This is a genomic window from Actinokineospora auranticolor (assembly GCF_002934265.1).
GTDB lineage: Bacteria > Actinomycetota > Actinomycetes > Mycobacteriales > Pseudonocardiaceae > Actinokineospora > Actinokineospora auranticolor.
This window is the reverse complement of sequence record NZ_PTIX01000007.1, coordinates 154,993-171,012: the sequence shown is the minus strand read 5'-3', so window position 1 is coordinate 171,012 and position 16,020 is coordinate 154,993. Positions and strand designations below refer to the sequence as shown.

The following is a 16,020-nucleotide window of genomic DNA, read 5'->3' as shown; positions in this document are numbered from 1 at the left end:
GCCTACCCCTTGGACAGGTCACGCAGCGCGGACGCCAGCGCGGCCATCCGGTCGGTCTCGTCGGAGAGGTCCGGCCCGCCCACGGCCGACGCGGTGACCGCGTCGCCCACCGTGACCAGCAGCTGCCGGTAGGCCGCGATCTGACCGGTGATCTTCTCGTGCAGGGTGCGGACGCTGGTCGACAGGCCGTCGGCCGCGGACTGCGCCCGCTCGAGCACGACCAGCCGGTCCGCGAGCGCCCGGACGGACGCGGCGGCGGACTTGGCCGTCGACCGCACCTCGGCGACGTCGATCCCGTCGGCGACCAGCAGGTCCAGCAGCTCGGCCAGCGCGGACTCGGAGTCCGCCAGCTCCCGCAGCGGCTGGTGGGCCAGCGACGACTCGGGTGGCCCCGCCGGCTCGGCGGGCACCGGCGGCGGCGCCTGGGCGGGCACCGTGAAGGGGTGCGGACCGTAGAGCGGCGACCCGTACGGCGGCGGGCCGTAGGGCGGGGGCACGAAGGGCGGCAGGGCGTTGTAGGGCGGCGCGGGCGGGGTGCCGTAGCGGGCGGCCAGGGTACTCAGCCGGGCCTGGACCAGCAGCGGACGCGGGTCCTCCCGCAGGTGCCGGGCCCGCCTGCGGGCCGTGCGGATCATCGCCGAGCCGGTGATGGTCGCGACGACCGCGCAGACGACCGCCGCGCCGACTTCGGGCTCGATCAGGCTGGCGAGGAGGCCGAGGGTGAAGGAGAGGGCCATCAGCCCTTCGAGCCATAACCACGCCAGCATGGCCGCACCGCGCAGGCGGTGCCTGCGCACGGCGGCGACGAGGTCGGGTGGGTCGGCCAACGCGCGCTACCCGCGCGAGAGGTCGCGCAGCGCGGACGCCAGCGCGGCCAACCGGTCGGTGGCGTCGGTCAGGTCTTGGCGCGGGGTGGCGGCCGAGCTGGCCGCCAGCGCGCGGGCCGCGGCGGCGAGCAGGCCACCGTAGCCCTCCAGGCCGTGGTCGAGCTGCTCGCGCAGGGCGCGGACGGCGTCGGTGAGGTGGCCGCGTTCTACCGGCGGCGCGTGGTCGCGGGCCCGCTCGACGGCCTGCAACTGGGCCGCGACCCCGCGCAGCGCGGCGGCGGCCTCGGCGCCGGTGGCCCGGGCCTCGACCACCGAGTCCGGCGGCACGAGCGCGCCACGGGACAGCTGGTCGAGCAGCTCCCGCAGCGAGTCCTCGGCCTCGCCGAGCCGCGTCATCGGCTCGCGGGCCGCGGACCCGCGGGCGGGCAGCACGACCGGCGGTGGCGGCGGCTCGGGCAGCGGCTCCTTGTGCAGCCGCCACGCCCGGAAACCCGAGGTGACGGCGGCCAGCCCGGACAGCGCCGCCGCCCCGATCAGGGCCGGACCGGCCAGGCCGGGCGCGGCGGACGCGGTTTCCACCACGACCGCCCCCGCTCCCGTGCCGACACCGGTCACGGCCCACATCTTCGTCTGGCGCACGGCCGCGCGCCTGCGCCGCAACGCCTTGGCCCGGGGGTCGCGCCACCCGGAGAACGCGGTGCGCACCACCTCGGCGTACTGGCCCCGCCAGTCCTTCATGGCCTGGGAGACCAGCTCGTTGCCCACCTTGAACAGTTCGTGGCGCCGCGGCCGCATGGGCGCCCGCTCAGGAACCAGCCTGCGGGTTGGCCTTCTGCTCCTGGGCCACCCGCTGCTGGATCTCGGCCTGGATGTTCGCCGTCGCGGACCCGGCCGCCGAGTTCCCGCTGGTCACCTGGCCCGCGACCGCGCCGCCGCCCATGGAGGCGCGGATCTGGTCGAGCCGCGAGCGCCCGGCCAGCTCGGTCGTGGAGGCCTGGACCTCCAGCATCCGGCCCTGCACCGAGTTCTGCGCCAGCTCCGCGGAGCCGAGGGCGGTGGTGTACCGCTTCTCGATCTTGTCGCGGATCTCGTCGAGCGACGGCGTGTTGCCGGGCGCGGCGAGTTCGCTCATCTGGTTGAGCGAGCGCGACACCTGCTCCTGCATCTTGGCCTGCTCCAGCTGGCTGAGCAGCTTGGTGCGCTCGGCCAGCTTGTTCTGCAGCAGCATGGCGTTGCGCTCGACGGCCTGCTTGGCCTGGGCCGCGGCCTGTAGCGCCTGGTCGTGCAGCGTCTTGAGGTCCTCGATGCCCTGCTCGGCGGTCACCAACTGGGTGGCGAAGCCGGTGGCGGCGTTCTCGAACTGGACCGCCTTCTGCTCGTCGCCCTTGGCCCGGGCCTCGTCGGCGAGCACCAGGGCCTGCCGGGCGGAGGACTGCAGCTTCTCCACGTCGCCGAGCTGCCGGTTGAGCTTCATCTCCAGCTGCCGCTGGTTGCCGATGACCGAGGCGGCCTGCTGTGAGAGGGCCTGGTGCTGACGCTGGGCCTCCTCGATGGCCTGCTGGATCTGTACCTTCGGGTCGGCGTGCTCATCGATCTTCGACGAGAACGACGCCATCATGTACTTCCAGAACTTGACGAATGCGTTGGCCATCGTCTCCCGCCCTGCCTTCTTCCCTCTGCCGGTTTCTCTGGACCCACCGCCGCTCGCACCGACGAAACGGCAACGCACCGGCACCGCTGTGGGTTCCATCGTGTCAGGTGCGACCCGGCCGTTCCACCGGACCCGCCAGAAATCAGGGATCAGCCCCTAGGCGGCCCTGAGGAACCGGACCGGCCTTCGGGGTATCCCCGGACCCCGGTACGCCTACCCCGGGTGGTCGACGCGCCACCGCCCGGCGCCGTGATCATCACGGGCCGGGCGGTGGCGGGGTGTCTTGGCTGTTCAACCGCCTCTACGCGGCGTAGACGGCGCCGGCGCGAGCCGGGTTCATGGTGGCGCCGATCGAGGTCTCGATGCGGTGCGACAGGGCCGGTTGGATGCGCAGGTCGGCCAGGTTCTCGCCGATCACCGCGGGCACCAGGCGACCGCCCTCCGCGGCGGCCCGGGGGCCGGTGTCGCGGGTGGACTCCAGCGCCTCGACGGGTTCGCGCTCGCGCTCGGGCACGCCGTCGCGGACGGTGGCCAGGGAGCCGAGGTCCGAGGCCGCGCCGATGTCGGACGCGACGTTGTACATCAGCTCGGACAGCGGCAGCGCCAGCGCGTCGCAGATGGCGGCCAGCAGCTCGCTGGAGGCCTCCTTGCGCCCGCGCTCGACCTCGGACAGGTAGCCCAGGCTCACCCGTGCGGAGCGGGAGACCTCGCGCAGCGTGCGCCGCTGGTTGGTGCGGGCGTGTCGGAGCCGATCACCGATCGCCTCGCGCAACAGCACGGTCATCGCGCACCTCCCTTCCTCGACGGGCCCGGTCCGCGCGCCGCACCCGATCCCGCGGGGGCGGGTCGGCGCGTTGCCGTCATGGAGACAACGTTACCGACCGGAACTGACAGAGCGCAGCGACTTCCCGGGTAGTCCGCCAAGAGCGAACGATCCGGAGGGGCCGCGTGTTCCCCGGACCGGGGCGGACGTGGGTGCGGGCGGGGCGGTGCGGGGTGTACCGAGGGTGACGCTGGGCTCACACGAAAAGGGTACCCAGGTCGTCGCCGAGGTCGGCGGCCACCAGCCGCAGCCCGGCCAGGACCGCGGCGGCGCGCACGTGCTCGCGGTCCCCGACCGTGGTGATCGTCACGGCCCGTGGTCCCCGCGGTCCGTCGAGCGCGACGTGCGCGGTGCCGGGTGGCACGCCGTCCTGCGGGTCCGGTCCGGCCACCCCGGTCAGCCCGACGCCGATGTCCGCGCCGCAGCGCGACCGCGCGCCCGCCGCGAGTTGGGCGGCCACTTCGGGGTCGACCGCGCCGCGAGCCGCCAGGAGCCCGGCGTCCACACCGGCCAGTGACGCCTTGAGGTCGGTGGCGTAGACGACGAGCCCACCGCGCACGACGGCGCTGGAGCCGGGCACGCCGGTCAGCACGGCGGTGAACAGCCCGGCGGTCAGCGATTCGGCGGCGGCGATCGTCTCGCCCCGGTCGCGCAGCGCGGCCACGAGCGCCGCGACCGGCACCCCGGGCAGCAACGCGACCTGGGTCACTGGCCGACCGCGCGCAGCCCGCGCGCGCGGAGCTTGACCGCGCGGACGACGTAGTCCACGCCGGTCACAACCGTCAGCACCACGGCGGCCCCCATCGACACGTACGCGACCGGTTCCAGCCAGGACGGCAGCGGCAGCAGGTAGGCGCCGATGGCGAAGATCTGGGTGAGGGTCTTGACCTTGCCGCCGCGGCTGGCCGGGATCACGCCGTGCCGGATGACCCAGAACCGCAGCAGGGTCACGCCGACCTCGCGGGCGGCGATGACCAGGGTGATCCACCAGGGCAGCTCGCCGAGGGCGCTGAGCCCGACGAGCGCGGCCCCGGTCAGCGCCTTGTCCGCGATCGGGTCGACGATCTTGCCGAAGTCGGTGATCAGGCCGTGCTTGCGGGCGAGCCTGCCGTCGATGTGGTCGGTGATCGAGGCGATGGCGAACACCGCGAACGCCACCAGCCGCCACCCGGTGTGGGCGCCGTCCTCGGCGAAGAGCGCGAGGAGGAACACCGGCACCAGCAGCAGCCGGGACAGGGTGAGCAGGTTGGCCACGTTGAGCAGCGGCACCCGGGTCGGCTCGGGCAGGTCCGGGACCGCTTGGGCCACCGGTTCCGGCGCGGCTGGCGGCCCGTCGAGCAGCTCGGCGTCCACCGGTCCCATGACGTCGGCGCGGTCGTCGCCGACGGTCTCCCCCGGCCCCCCGGTGGCCGCCGAACTCACGGCGACACCGGTTCGCGCTGGACGATCTCGATGGGTTCCACGATCAGGTCGACGCCCTCGGTGTCGACGACGCGGGCACGCACCAGGTCGCCGACCGCGAAGGAAGCGCTCTCCAGGCCTTCGGGACCGTCGATGACCACGCACTCGCCGTCGACCTCGGGGGCCTGGTGGGCGGCGCGGCCGACGCAGTCCTCGTCCTCGTCCTCCGCGCGCTCGACGAGCACGACGACCTCGGTGCCGATCCGGTCCTCGGCGCGCTGCGCGGTCAGCTCCTCGGCGAGCGCGGAGATCCGGGCGACGCGGGCGGCGACGGTGTCCACGTCGTGCTTGCCGTCGAGCTTCTCGGCCTCGGTGCCGTCCTCGTCGGAGTAGCCGAACACGCCGACCGCGTCGAGCCGGGCGGCGGTGAGGAACTTGACCAGCTCCGCCACGTCGTCCTCGGTCTCACCGGGGAACCCGACGATGACGTTGCTGCGGATGCCCGCCTCCGGGGAGTGCGCGCGGATCTGCTCGACCAGGCCGAGGAAGCTCTCGGTGTTGCCGAAGCGGCGCATCCGGCGCAGCACGGTCTCGCTGGCGTGCTGGAAGGACATGTCGAAGTAGTCGGCGACCCCGGGGGTGGTGGCGATGGCGCGCACCAGGTTCGGCCGGGTCTCGGCGGGCTGCAGGTAGGACACCCGGACCCGGTCGATGCCGGGTATCGCGGCCAGCCGGGTGATCACCGCCTCCAGCGCCCCCTGGCCCGCGTGCTCGCGGCCGAGGTCCTTGCCGTACGAGGTGGAGTTCTCGCTGACCAGCACCAGCTCGCGGGCGCCCTCCCGGGCCAGCCACGCGCCCTCGGCGACGATCTCGTCGGGGTGCCGCGACACGAACGACCCCCGGAAGCTCGGGATCGCGCAGAACGAGCACCGCCGGTCACACCCGGAAGCGATCTTGAGCGAGGCCACCGGACCGTCGTCGAGCCGCTTGCGCAGGACCGTCGGCCCCCACGCGTGCCCGGGAACGCTCACCTCGGTCTGCGCGGCGGGCCGCTCGACCGGGGAGATGGGCAGCAGGGTGCGCCGGTCGACGGGCACGTGCGAGGGCACCGCGTGCCCCGCGACCACGTCGCCGAGGCGCTCGGCCAGGTCCGGGTAGTGGTCGAACCCGAGCACGGCGCTGGCCTCGGGCAGGCTGTCGGCCAACTCGGCGCCGTAGCGCTCGGCCATGCAGCCCACGGCCACCACCTTGGCCCCGGTGTCGGCCGCGGCGAGCAGCGTGTCCACCGAGTCCTTCTTGGCCGACTCGACGAACCCGCAGGTGTTGACCACGATCACGTCGGGGGCGGCCTCGTCGAGGTCCACCAGCTCCCACCCGCCGCCGGACAACCGCCCCGCGATCTCCTCGGAGTCGACCTCGTTGCGGGCACAACCGAGCGTGAGCATGGCGACGCGACGTGATGTGGTGGGAGAGGACACGGTCAAAGGGTAACCGCCTGGTGTCGAGGTGCTGGACCCGAGCGGACCGGACGGTTCCGCGACGGGTCCGCCGGGCATGATCGGCGCAGGTGCCACCGCGGTGAAGGGAAGATCGACATGGCCAGCGAGGACGACGTCCGCAGAGCGGCCCTGGAACTACCGGCGACAACGGAGAAGCCGTCGTACGGAACCCCCGGCTTCCGGGTCAAGGACAAGCTCTTCGCCAGAATCAAAGACAAAGACACCCTGGTCGTGTGGTGCGCGGACGAGTCGGAGAAGCAGGCCCTCATCGCAGCGGACCCGGACCGCTACTTCACCACCCCCCACTACGACGGCTACCCCTCCGTTCTGGTCCGCCTCTCGACCCTGGACAACACGACCCTCACCGACCTCCTCCTAGAGGCTTGGCGAGTCCGCGCCCCCAGCAAACTCGTCGCCGAGTTCGACGCCACCTAACCCGCCCCGCTCCCCCACCCACTTTTCAAGATCGCCCCCGCCGCCCCCCAAAAAAAGTCCCCTCCCGCCCGGGGGCAGGGCCTGCCCCCGGGCGGGAGGGGACTCGTTTTCGGGGCGGCGGGACTCGTTTCGGGGCGGCGGGGGGATCTTGAGAAGTGGTCAGGGGTGTTCGTGGACGACGGGCGGGAGTGGGCGCTTTCGGGGAGAGCGGATCGTTTCCGGAGCGGCAAGCTGGACTTGAGGCAGTCAGGGACACTCGACGACGGCGTTGATGATCGTGGGCAGGCTCGCGTTGCGCCGGTGTGCGGCTCGCGCGTCGCGGCTCGACGTCTCTCCAGGGGCGGTCGGGCCACCGGGCCGATCAGTGGGCGTGCGGAAGTCGACGCCGCCGTCCGTGGTGGCAGCTGTCCGCGCGTCCACTGACCTGGATCCGGCGATCGGCCTGTCCGTTGAACTCGCTCCAGCCGAAGCCGCGCCCACCGAATCCGTCAACCGGGCCCGAACAGCCCCAGCACCGAACCCGGCCGGCCCGCCGCAGGTCCGCGACGCTTCCGCAAAGTTCAGCACGGCGAGGCAGAGGACGGCCGGAGGAAGAGGGCTGACAAGCGGTCAGAGGCGTTCGAAGACAGCCGCCAGGCCCTGTCCGCCGCCGATGCACATCGTCTCCAGGCCGTACCGGGCGTCGCGGCGGCTCATCTCGCGCAGCAACGTGGCCAGGATGCGCCCACCGGTCGCCCCCAGCGGGTGCCCCAGCGAGATCCCCGACCCGTTCACGTTCGTCCGGTCCCAGTCGCCCTCGCCGAACCCCCACTCCCGCGTCACCGCCAGCACCTGCGCCGCGAAAGCCTCGTTCACCTCGATCAGGTCGATGTCCGCCAACGTCAACCCGGCCCGCTCCAGGGCGCGCGCGACAGCCGGAACCGGCCCGATCCCCATCGTCGAGGGACCCACTCCCGCCACGGCCCAGCTCACGACCCGGGCGAACGGGCGCAAGCCGAGTTCGGCAGCCTTCTCCGGGGTGGTCACCAAACACGCCGCGGCGCCATCGTTCTGGCCGCTGGCGTTCCCGGCCGTCACAGTCGCGTCCGCGTCCTGCCGCCCCATGATCGGCCTGAGCTTCGCCAGGGTCTCCGGCGTCGAATCCGGACGGGGGTGTTCGTCGCGGTCGACGACCCCGAGCTTCGGCACCGACACCGGCACGATCTCGTCCGCGAACCGCCCCGCCTCGATTGCCGCCACCGCCCGCTGGTGGGACCGCGCCGCCAGCTCGTCCTGCGCACCGCGCCCGATCCCGTACTCGCGGCGCAGGTTCTCCGCCGTCTCCACCATCCCGCCCGGCACGGGGAAGTTCACCCCGCCCGCCGTCACCCGGGCCCGCGCCAGCCGGTCGCGCAGCTCCACCCCGGTTCCCTTGACGCCCCACCGCATGGCCGACGAGTAGAACTCGACCTGGCTCATGTTCTCCGCGCCGCCCGCGATGACCACGTCTTGCGCGCCGGTCTGCACCCGCATGGCCGCGTCGAGCACCGCCTGCAGGCCGGACCCGCAGCGCCGGTCGACCTGCGTCCCGGGCACGGCCACCAGGAGCCCGGCGTCCAGGGCGGCGACCCGGCCCAGTGCGGGGGCCTCGCCGTTGGGGTGGCACTGGCCGAAGACCACGTCCTCGACGAGTTCGCCCGCTCCGGTGCGGCGCAGCAGTTCACGGATCACCGTCGCGGCCAGCTCCGTGACCGGGACGTCGGTGAACACACCGCCGAAGCGGCCGACCGGGGTGCGGATCGGCTCGCAGATGACCGCTTCGCGCATGGCTCCTCCGCGGGGACGCTGGTTCGCTTCCCGCCGATTCTGCCCCGTCACCGCCCGCGCCCGACGCGCGACTATCTTCGCCGGTGTGAAACCGCTGGTACGCCGGGCGCGGGCGACGGACGTCCGCGCCATGAAGGCCGTGATCGACACCTACGTCGGCAAGGTCCTGCTCGCCAAGCCCCTGGTCACGCTGTACGAGGACATCCAGGAGTTCTGGGTCGCCGACCTCGACGGGCAGATCGTCGGCTGCGGGGCGCTGCACGTGCTGTGGGAGGACATCGCCGAGATCCGCACGATCGCGGTGTCGCAGGCGGCGCGCGGCCGTGGCGTGGGGCACCTGCTCGTCGAGCGGCTCATCGGTGAGGCCAGGGAGCTGGGCCTGGCGCGGATCTTCGTGCTCACCTTCGAGACCGACTTCTTCGCCCGGCACGGGTTCGTGGCGATCGACGGCACGCCGGTGAGCCCCGAGGTGTACGCGGAGATGCGCCGGTCGATGGACGAGGGCGTGGCGGAGTTCCTCGACCTGGAGTACGTGAAGCCCAACACCCTGGGCAACACCCGGATGCTGCTCAAGCTCTGACCGGCGGTCACCGGACCTTAACCGGTATTTCGGTCCGGGTAGCCCGAACGGTGGTGCCCTCGGACCGGGCGCTCGGTGCGTAATTGGCACACCGACTCCCTGCCCGGTCAGTCGGTTGTCCCCGAGGAGTGAGACGTGCCGACCTCAACCCTGCGCCGGTTAGCCCGGTCCGCCGCCACCGCCGTCACCGTCACCGCCACCGTGGTGGTCGGTGCGGGCGTCGCCGCCGCCGACCTGCCCCCCGCCCAGCTCCAGTCCACGACCGACGGCTACCTGTTCGGCCAGAGCCTGAACCAGTTCCAGTCCACACGGGCCGCCCAGCCGTACGCCAACCAGCTCGACTGGTCGTCCGACGGCTGCTCGAACTCCCCGGACAACCCGTTCGGCTTCAACTTCGTGAAGGCCTGCTACCGGCACGACTTCGGCTACCGCAACTACAAGCGACAGGGCCGGTTCACCGAGGACAACCGCCTGCGGATCGACAACAACTTCAAGTCCGACCTGTACACGATCTGCGCGGGAAACTGGGCCTGCAACCGCACCGCGGACATCTACTACGCGGCCGTGCGCCAGTTCGGCAACAGCTGACAGAGGACAAAAAGGGGTGGAGGGCGTGAGTGCCGCTCACGCCCTCCACCCGTCTATCAGACCCTGTCCACCACCAAGGTGGCCACGACACCGTCGACGTCCAGCTTGGCGAGCTTGACGCGGTAGCCGCCTGCCGCGGCCTCGACGGCGAACTGCTTGTTCGTGTGCACCTCGACCTCCGAACCGGCGAGGTTGAGCACGACCGTGGCGTCGCCTTCCCAGATGCACGTCTGGCCAGGCTTGCACCGGCTGTCGGCCGTCACCTCCCGGAAGGTGATCTGGACACCGGGTGCGGCCCCGGTCCCGGAGACCGTGGTGGTCTTCCCCCGGGCCAGGTCGAACTCGGCGCCCAGTGGCGCGCCCGGCGCGGCGGTGGGGTCCGGTGTGCCCGGGGTGCCGCCCGCGCCGCCGGCGGTGCCGGATGCCTGTGGGTCGGCCTTGCCGCACGCGGAAAGAGCCAACAACGCGAACGCCACTACCAGTAGCCGGATTACCGCTTTCGCCTTCATCACCACTCCTCACCTTCACCGACTGGACGGAGCCGGTGGGGTGGGGGGTTGCACCGGAAGGTGATCAGCCGCTGTACGGGGGCTGCTGCGGGTAGCCGCCGCCCTGCTGCGGGTAGCCCTGCTGGGGGTAACCCTGCTGCGGGTACCCCGGCTGCTGCTGGGGGTAGCCGGGCTGCTGCTGCGGGTAGCCCTGGGGGTAGCCCTGCTGCTGCGGGTAACCCGGCTGCGGGTAGCCCTGCTGGTACGGCTGCTGGTAACCCTGCTGCGGGTAGCCGCCGCCGGGGTAGCCGCCGTGGCCGCCCGCCGCGAACGCCGGGTCCGCGACCGGGCCGAGGTAGCGGGCGCTGCCGAAGGCGAGGATGAGCATGCCGATGAAGCTGAAGAAGATCAGCACGAAGGCGAAGCCGCCGCCCTTGCCGAAGGCCTTGGCCAGGTCGACCACGACGATGATCAGGATCACGATGTTGACCAGCGGGATGAACAGCAGCGCCAACCACCAGCCGGGCCTGCCGACGATCTTCAGCAGGGTGTAGGTGTTGTAGAACGGCACGATCGCCGCCCAGCCGGGCTGCCCGGCCTTGGTGAAGATCCGCCACATCGCCACGATCCCGACGACGGCGAACGCCAGGCCGATCAGCGCCAGCGCCACGACCAGCCCGGTCGGGAAGCTGGTTGAGTAGTTGCCCACTTGGTCCCTCTCCTAGGACGCGCCCGCCCGGGCACGTACGCACAGTCCGCCGGAACCATGTCCCCGTTAGCCCGTTCGTGCAGCCGATCGATCCAGTCGTTAGCGGTTCGAGACCTAAGCGGACCGCCGTCCCGCGCCTGCGGTCCGGGCCGCCACGCGCGGAGGGGGCGGACCGGTCCCGGTCCGCCCCCTCCGCGCGTGTGCTCAGTCCTCGTCGTCACCGCCGTCGTCGGCCGCCGGGCCGCCGCGGATGGTCCACAGGACGTTCTCCAGCTCGTCCGGTTTGATCAGCACGTCGCGGGCCTTGGAGCCCTCGGACGGGCCGACCACGCCGCGGGTCTCCAGCAGGTCCATGAGCCGCCCAGCCTTGGCGAAGCCGACGCGGAGCTTGCGCTGCAGCATCGAGGTGGAGCCGAACTGCGAGGTCACGATCAGCTCGGTGGCCTGCAGCAGCAGGTCGAGGTCGTCGCCGATGTCCGGGTCGATCTCCTTGGCCTCGCCCGCCTTGGCCGCGGTGACGCCGTCGGTGTAGTCGGGCTGCGCCTGCTCCTTGGTGAACGCCACGACCTCGGCGATCTCCTCGTCGCTGACGTAGGCGCCCTGCACGCGCACCGGCTTGGACGCGCCCATCGGCAGGTAGAGGCCGTCGCCCATGCCGATCAGCTTCTCGGCGCCCGGCTGGTCGAGGATGACCCGGGAGTCGGTCAGCGAGGACGTGGCGAAGGCCAGCCGGGACGGCACGTTGGTCTTGATCAGGCCGGTGACCACGTCCACCGACGGCCGCTGCGTGGCCAGCACCAGGTGGATGCCCGCGGCGCGGGCCTTCTGGGTGATCCGCACGATGGCGTCCTCGACGTCGCGCGGCGCGGTCATCATCAGGTCGGCCAGCTCGTCGACGATCGCCAGGATGTACGGGTACGGCCGGTACTCGCGCTCGCTGCCAGGCGGTGCGGTGATGTCGCCCGACTTCACCTTCTTGTTGAAGTCGTCGATGTGCCGGACCCGGTTGGCCTGCATGTCCTGGTAGCGCTGCTCCATCTCCTCCACCAGCCAGGTCAGCGCGGCGGCGGCCTTCTTGGGCTGGGTGATGATGGGCGTGATCAGGTGCGGGATGCCCTCGTACGGGGTCAGCTCGACCATCTTGGGGTCGATGAGGATCATCCGGACCTCGGACGGGGTGGCCCGGGCCAGCAGCGACACCAGCATCGAGTTGACGAAGCTGGACTTACCGGAACCGGTGGAGCCCGCGCACAGCAGGTGGGGCATCTTGGCCAGGTTCGCGGTCAGCATGTGGCCCTCGATGTCCTTGCCGAGGCCGACCACCATCGGGTGGGTGTCCTTCATGGCGGTCGAGGAGCGCAGCACGTCGCCGAGGCGGACCATCTCGCGGTCGCTGTTGGGCACCTCGATGCCGACGGCGGACTTGCCGGGGATGGGCGCGAGGAGCCGGACGTTGTCGGTGGCCACGGCGTAGGCGATGTTCTTGGTCAGCGCGGTGATCTTCTCGACCTTCACGCCGGGGCCGAGCTCGACCTCGTAGCGGGTCACCGTGGGGCCGCGGGTGAAGCCGGTGACCTGGGCGTCGATGGAGAACTGGTCGAGGACGCCGGAGATCGCCTCGATCATCGTGTCGTTGGCCTTGCTGCGGGCCTTGGGCGCGTCGCCGGTGACCAGCAGACCCGGGTCGGGCAGCTGGTAGTCGCCGTCCACGACCCGGGTGACCATGATCGCGTCGTTGTCCGGCTTGGGTTCGGTGACCTGCGGGGTCTCCTTGACCTGCGCGGCCTTGACCCGCTTGGGCTTGGCGGGCGGTTCGTCCAGCGGCAGCGGCGGCTGCTCGGGTTCGGCCGCGGCCTCCGGGGCGGGCTTGCGGCGCGGGGCCTTGCGCGGCTTGAGCGGCGGCTCGGCCTCGTAGGCGGACTCGTCGGCCTCGCCTGCCTCGCCGAAGATGTCGTCGACGTCGGCGGCGCGGTCCTCCGGGTCGCGGCCGAGGTCGCGGATGCGCTGCGGGACGTCGCGGATGCGGGTGCCGGTGAAGACCAGCACGCCGAAGCCGAGGAGCAGCAGCAGCACGGGGACGGCGACCCAGGACGTCACGCCGCGGGCGAGCAGGCCGCCGGAGACGTAGCCGAGCGCGCCGCCCGCGTAGCTGCGGCCCGCGTTGTCCTTGGGGAGCCCGGCGAAGACGTGCAGGACGCCGAGCAGGGCGAGGACGAACAGCAGGGAGCCGACGGTGTAGCGGGGGCGCTTCTCTGGCTGCGGGTCGGAGCGCATGAGGATGATGCCGAGGACGAACAGCACCAGCGGCGTGGCGACGCTGAGCGCGCCGATGACGCTGCGGACGCCGATCTCCAGCCCGCGACCGACCCCACCGGCGGCGTGCCACCACACGGCGGCGCCGAGCACGACGCCCAGCGCGACGAGCGCGAACCCGATGCCGTCGCGGCGGTGCGCGGGGTCCAGTTCCTTGGTGCGGCTGACCGCCCGCACCAGCGACCCGGCCCCCTTGGCCAGCAACCCCCAGGCGGAGGCGATGACGCCCTTGCTCGGCGGCGGTGGCGGCGGCTTGCGCGTGGACGGGCGTCTGGCGGTCGAGGCGGGTTTGCGCGCTCCGCCCCGGCTCGCCCCCTTGGAGGTCGACCCCTTGGAGGAAGTTGTCCGGCTCGCCATGTCTGGACACCGTAGTCGCCCGATCGGGAAGGGGCGGGCTGCCACACCGTGGGCCTCGAAGTCGGCGCTGACCTGGGACATGTCATGCTCACGCGCATGTCAGCCCCGCAGTCCCCCCGACGAGCCCAGACCCCGCTGGTCTGGCGGGTCATGTGCGCCATCGACGCGGCCGTGGTCCGCAGCGTGGGAAAGATCGAGATCACCGGTGAGTTCCCGGCGGAGCTGCGCGGGAAGCCGGTGCTCGTGACCGCCAACCACATCGGCATGTTCGACCCGTTCGTGCTGATGGAGGCGTGCCGCAAGGCGGGGTTCCTGCCCCGGTTCATGCTGACCGGGGGCCTGCTGGACGCCCCGGTGCTCGGCTTCTTCCTGCGCGCCGCCGGACACCTGCGCGTGGACCGCGGCAAGGCGAACATCGCGGACGCCTTCGGGCGGGCCACGGAGACGCTGAAGACGGCCCAGGTGCCGCTGCTGCTGTACCCGGAGGGCCGGGTCAGCCGGGAGCCGGGCCTGTGGCCGGAACGCGGCAAGACGGGCGCCGCGCGGATGGCGTTGAACGGTGGCGTGCCGGTGGTGACGATCAGCCAGTGGGGCGCGCACGAGGCGGTGTGCTGGGGGACGGAGACGGTCAGCGGGTGGGCGGACGTGAAGCCGCTCGTGGTGTCGTTCTTCAAGGCGGTGCGCAGGCGACCGGTGTTCCGCGTGCACTTCGGGCCCCGGGTCGACCTGTCGGATCTGGCCGACGGGAAGCCGGGGGACGCGGTGAAGGCGCACGCCCGGATCATGCGGCAGATCACCGAGCACCTGGTGGAGCTGCGGAAGTCGGAACCGGACACCCCCGCCTTCCACGACCCGACCCGCCCCACGGACTCGGTCAGCCCCTGGCGCCCAACGGTGGAGACCGCCCAACCGAAGTGAAGGAAAACGGCCGCTGCGGCCTGTGAACCCGCAGGTCACCAAGTGTCGTCCCCGCGCACGCGGGGCTGATCCCCCGATCCCCTCCGCCCCCGCACGATCCGTCAGGTCGTCCCCGCGCACGCGGGGCTGATCCGCCGCTGGCGGCCGAGGCCGACCGGTACACCGGGTCGTCCCCGCGCACGCGGGGCTGATCCGCCCGGCCGGATCTCCGCCGCCAGTCCCCTCATGTCGTCCCCGCACACGCGGGGCTGATCCAGACAACATGACGTCCGTGCCCGTGAAGTTCGAGGCGTCCCTGCGCACGCGGGGCTGATCCGCCAAGGTACGCGTCATGCTCTGGCGGACCCACGTCGTCTCCGCACACGCGGGGATGGTCATCCAGCAACCGTCCAAACCGTGGGCGTCACCCCGGGTCGCCCTAACCACCCCGGCACCCACCACCACCTGACGTAGCAGGGCGCCGAACCCAACGCAGTCCGCTGGCGGTCGCGTACTGGATCCGTCCAGGGCCCACGCACACGGTGCGACCGTCCCGTCGCACCAGGTAAACCCGTGCGCACCTTGCCGGAAACGTCCTACCATCCCCGCAAAGCGCGACCCTGGGGGCTCTGTGACGACCGTCGAACTTCGCACGCCCGCGCAACACCGGGTGCGCGGAACACTCCTCATCCTCTTCGCCTCCGCCGCCTTCGGTAGCTCGGGCCCCCTAGCCAAGTCCGTCATGCAGGCAGGCTTCGCACCCCACCAGGTAGCCAGCGCCCGCGCGGGCATCGCAGCCCTCGTCCTCCTCGTCACCGTCGCCGCGATCCGCCCCGACATCCTCCGCGTGCGCCGCGAGCACCTCAAAACCCTCGTCGCCTACGGCCTCATCGGTGTAGCCCTCGTCCAGCTCCTCTTCTTCGTCGCCGTCTCACGCCTCCCCGTCGGCATCGCGATGCTCCTCGAATACGTCTCCCCCGTCCTGGTCGCCCTCTGGGTGCGGTTCGTCCGCCGCGTGCACCTGCCCGCCCTCTTCTGGGTCGGCACCGCGCTGGCGCTCACGGGCCTCGGGTTGATCACCCAGTTCTGGGACGGCCTCCAACTCGACACCACCGGCCTGCTGGCGGGCATGGGCGCCGCCCTCTGTTCCGCGGGCTATTACCTGCTAGGCGAAAAGGGTGCGGGTGAGCAACACCCGATCGGGATGGTCACCTGGGGCATGGTCGTGGGCGCCGTGGGGCTCTTCGTCGTCTCCCCGCCATGGGCGCTGCCCTTTGACCGCCTCGGCGACCTCGGCGGCGAGGACGGTTCGGGGGCACCGGTGTGGGTGCTGCTGGTGACCGTCGCGGTGGTGAGCACGGCGCTCGCGTACACGCTAAGCACCAGTTCACTGCGTTATCTGCCGTCCACAGTGGCCAGCGTGCTCGCGCTGTCGGAGCCGGTGCTGGCCACGCTGCTGGCGTGGGCGCTACTTGACGAAACCCTGTCCTCCGCCCAGATTGTGGGCATGGTGGTGCTGCTCTCCGGTGCCGCGTTGGTGCAGATGGCCGCTCGGACCCCTGTCACACCAGCCGAGCCTTTGCCCACCAAATGAGACCGTCGTCACGGTGAAGTTCACTCCGTCGAGTGAATGTTGACCATGCCTG

At 71.9% G+C, this 16,020-nt stretch carries 16 protein-coding genes; 5 read left to right on the top strand and 11 right to left on the bottom strand.

Features of this window, described 5'->3' with window-relative positions:
- Nucleotides 1–2 precede the first annotated feature (2 nt).
- The 7 genes from pspM (CLV40_RS15495) to rimO all read right to left on the bottom strand — a co-directional run bounded on the left by pspM (CLV40_RS15495) (nt 3) and on the right by rimO (nt 6,147).
- Entirely contained in the window at nt 3–827 is an 825-nt protein-coding gene (gene pspM / locus CLV40_RS15495) for a phage shock envelope stress response protein PspM (RefSeq protein ID WP_104479606.1), read from the bottom strand.
- 6 nt (nt 828–833) lie between these two features.
- Nucleotides 834–1,622 carry a phage shock envelope stress response protein PspM gene (pspM, locus tag CLV40_RS15490; RefSeq protein ID WP_245931311.1) on the bottom strand — a complete coding sequence of 263 codons (789 nt, stop codon included), beginning with the start codon at nt 1,620–1,622 and terminating at the stop codon, nt 834–836.
- A gap of 10 nt (nt 1,623–1,632) precedes the next feature.
- Nucleotides 1,633–2,478 carry a PspA/IM30 family protein gene (locus tag CLV40_RS15485; RefSeq protein WP_104479605.1) on the bottom strand — a complete coding sequence of 282 codons (846 nt, stop codon included), beginning with the start codon at nt 2,476–2,478 and terminating at the stop codon, nt 1,633–1,635.
- A 301-nt stretch (nt 2,479–2,779) separates the two neighbouring features.
- A complete protein-coding gene (locus CLV40_RS15480; protein ID WP_104479604.1) occupies nt 2,780–3,262 on the bottom strand; it encodes a helix-turn-helix domain-containing protein in 483 nt (160 codons plus the stop codon).
- Nucleotides 3,263–3,497: 235 nt separating this feature from the next.
- A complete protein-coding gene (locus CLV40_RS15475; RefSeq protein ID WP_104479603.1) occupies nt 3,498–4,010 on the bottom strand; it encodes a CinA family protein in 513 nt (170 codons plus the stop codon).
- Entirely contained in the window at nt 4,007–4,663 is a 657-nt protein-coding gene (pgsA, locus tag CLV40_RS15470) for a CDP-diacylglycerol--glycerol-3-phosphate 3-phosphatidyltransferase (RefSeq protein ID WP_104479757.1), read from the bottom strand. Before pgsA ends, CLV40_RS15475 begins: the two co-directional genes overlap by 4 nt.
- Before the next feature lie 56 nt (nt 4,664–4,719).
- Nucleotides 4,720–6,147 carry a 30S ribosomal protein S12 methylthiotransferase RimO gene (gene rimO, locus CLV40_RS15465; protein WP_104479602.1) on the bottom strand — a complete coding sequence of 476 codons (1,428 nt, stop codon included), beginning with the start codon at nt 6,145–6,147 and terminating at the stop codon, nt 4,720–4,722.
- Nucleotides 6,148–6,297: 150 nt separating this feature from the next.
- Here rimO and CLV40_RS15460 point away from each other — a divergent pair, with 150 nt between their 5' ends.
- Entirely contained in the window at nt 6,298–6,636 is a 339-nt protein-coding gene (locus CLV40_RS15460; RefSeq protein WP_104479601.1) for an MmcQ/YjbR family DNA-binding protein, read from the top strand.
- Nucleotides 6,637–7,245: 609 nt separating this feature from the next.
- Here CLV40_RS15460 and CLV40_RS15455 read toward each other — a convergent pair.
- A complete protein-coding gene (locus CLV40_RS15455) occupies nt 7,246–8,442 on the bottom strand; it encodes an acetyl-CoA C-acetyltransferase (RefSeq protein WP_104479600.1) in 1,197 nt (398 codons plus the stop codon).
- Nucleotides 8,443–8,527: 85 nt separating this feature from the next.
- Here CLV40_RS15455 and CLV40_RS15450 point away from each other — a divergent pair, with 85 nt between their 5' ends.
- Together CLV40_RS15450 and CLV40_RS15445 are read left to right on the top strand one after the other, a co-directional pair.
- Nucleotides 8,528–9,022 (top strand): amino-acid N-acetyltransferase, encoded by a 495-nt coding sequence (locus CLV40_RS15450; protein WP_104479599.1) that lies wholly within the window; start codon nt 8,528–8,530, stop codon nt 9,020–9,022.
- A 135-nt stretch (nt 9,023–9,157) separates the two neighbouring features.
- Complete coding sequence (locus CLV40_RS15445) at nt 9,158–9,610, top strand: phospholipase (RefSeq protein WP_104479598.1); 453 nt, start codon at nt 9,158–9,160, stop codon at nt 9,608–9,610.
- A 56-nt stretch (nt 9,611–9,666) separates the two neighbouring features.
- Here CLV40_RS15445 and CLV40_RS15440 read toward each other — a convergent pair whose 3' ends face one another.
- The 3 genes from CLV40_RS15440 to CLV40_RS15430 form a co-directional block, all read right to left on the bottom strand.
- Nucleotides 9,667–10,119: a hypothetical protein gene (locus tag CLV40_RS15440; protein ID WP_146108042.1), complete on the bottom strand. Its 453-nt coding sequence runs from the start codon at nt 10,117–10,119 to the stop codon at nt 9,667–9,669.
- A gap of 64 nt (nt 10,120–10,183) precedes the next feature.
- Nucleotides 10,184–10,807, bottom strand: coding sequence for a DUF5684 domain-containing protein (locus tag CLV40_RS38925; RefSeq protein ID WP_245931309.1), 624 nt, complete (start codon nt 10,805–10,807; stop codon nt 10,184–10,186).
- Between the two features lie 204 nt (nt 10,808–11,011).
- Nucleotides 11,012–13,477, bottom strand: coding sequence for an FtsK/SpoIIIE family DNA translocase (locus CLV40_RS15430; protein ID WP_104479596.1), 2,466 nt, complete (start codon nt 13,475–13,477; stop codon nt 11,012–11,014).
- A gap of 96 nt (nt 13,478–13,573) precedes the next feature.
- Between CLV40_RS15430 and CLV40_RS15425 the strand changes: the two genes are divergently transcribed.
- Nucleotides 13,574–14,395 (top strand): lysophospholipid acyltransferase family protein, encoded by an 822-nt coding sequence (locus tag CLV40_RS15425; protein WP_245931308.1) that lies wholly within the window; start codon nt 13,574–13,576, stop codon nt 14,393–14,395.
- Nucleotides 14,396–15,005: 610 nt separating this feature from the next.
- Complete coding sequence (locus CLV40_RS15420) at nt 15,006–15,968, top strand: EamA family transporter (protein ID WP_245931307.1); 963 nt, start codon at nt 15,006–15,008, stop codon at nt 15,966–15,968.
- Nucleotides 15,969–16,020 lie beyond the last annotated feature (52 nt).